This window comes from Streptomyces sp. 13-12-16 (assembly GCF_002114215.1).
Lineage (GTDB): Bacteria > Actinomycetota > Actinomycetes > Streptomycetales > Streptomycetaceae > Streptomyces.
The window spans coordinates 1759-3000 of sequence record NZ_NCTE01001269.1 but is presented as its reverse complement, the minus strand read 5'-3'; the positions used below and the strand labels follow the sequence as shown (position 1 = coordinate 3000).

At 71.3% G+C, this 1242-nt stretch carries 2 protein-coding genes; both read right to left on the bottom strand.

The window, feature by feature from the left end; genetic code table 11:
* On the bottom strand, positions 1-383 hold a 383-nt coding region (locus B7767_RS39105), incomplete at its 3' end, for a thioesterase family protein (RefSeq protein ID WP_085576093.1).
* A 3-nt stretch (positions 384-386) separates the two neighbouring features.
* Positions 387-1242: polyketide synthase dehydratase domain-containing protein (locus B7767_RS39100; RefSeq protein ID WP_179167487.1), on the bottom strand; the 856-nt coding region annotated here is incomplete at its 5' end.

Here is a 1242-nt window from a genome sequence, read left to right as displayed (position 1 = left end):
AGGGAGGGCACCGTGTTGGTGTTCGGACCGCGCATGCAGGCGATGCGCTGGCGGCCGCGGGCCACCAGGACCTCGGCGCCGCCGGTGACCTTGATGTAGTCGAAGCTGAACTCGAGCTGCGTCTGGCCCAGTTCGGACAGGCGCATCCGGATGGACAGCTCGTCGAACGCGGTGATCTCGGCGAAGAACTCGCAGTCCACCTTCAGCGTGAACAGCTTGAGGTCGTCCTGCAGGTCCGCCAGGATCTCCGGGGCCTTGTCCTGGAGGAACATCTCCCGGCAACGCCCCTGCCAGCGAAGGTAGTTGACGTAGTAGACGTTGCCGACGAGGTTGGTCTCCTCGAAGCCGACGGTGTGCCGGTACTCGAAATAGTCTTCCGCCATGGTCTAGGGCCGCCCTTCGGTTCGGTCCGTGTCGTGCACGAGGAAGGCGAAGACCGCGGGCTCCAGGGCGTCGCGCAGCGCGGTGACGAAGGTGGCGATGCGGATGCCGCCGACGGCGAACTCCACCCACGCCTCCTTGCGTCCGGGCAGCACGGTCAGCGGCGCCCCCGCCATGATCCCGGCCTTCTGGAGGCACTCGACGGCGCTCCACACCCGCGTGGCGGCGGTGTCGGGCGCCTCACCGGTCTCCTTGGCGACCAGCCGCGCCACCGGGGCGTGCTCGCCGAGCAGCCCCTGCCACTCGGCCTCCGAGCGCATGCTGACCGCTTCGATGTCGCAGGCCACCTCCGAGGCGGAGACGGCGCTGAGCGTCACCCCGAGCCCGTGTGCCGCGGACATCGACAGGTGCCGGTCCGCCGGGAGTTCGGGGCGTCCGTCGGGCCGGTGGCTGACCGTCACCGGGGTGCCCAGGGCGCGGGCCGCCGCGTCCGTGGTGAAACCGCGGCGCTGGGTCACCGAGCCGGCGGGCTGTCCGCCGTGCGGTTCGACGGCGACCGCGATCCGGGCGTCCAGGACGTCCTCGAGCGTGCGCTCCAGGTACGGGCCGAGCAGCGGCGCCACCCAGGGTCCCGCCCCGTCGGTCCGGCGCACGGCGTGCAGGGTCAGGCCCTCCCAGCGCTCGACGACGGTACCGTCCTCGTCCCGTACGGCGATGTCGTAGACGTAGGTGTTGCCGTCCCGGCTGCGTTCGACGGCCGTGTACCTCAGCCGCTCCGGCACGTGGTCGCCGGAGCCGAGGGGGTGGATCCGCTCGACGCCGGACGGCAGCAGGGTGGCGTCGGGCACGCAGACCTGGTTG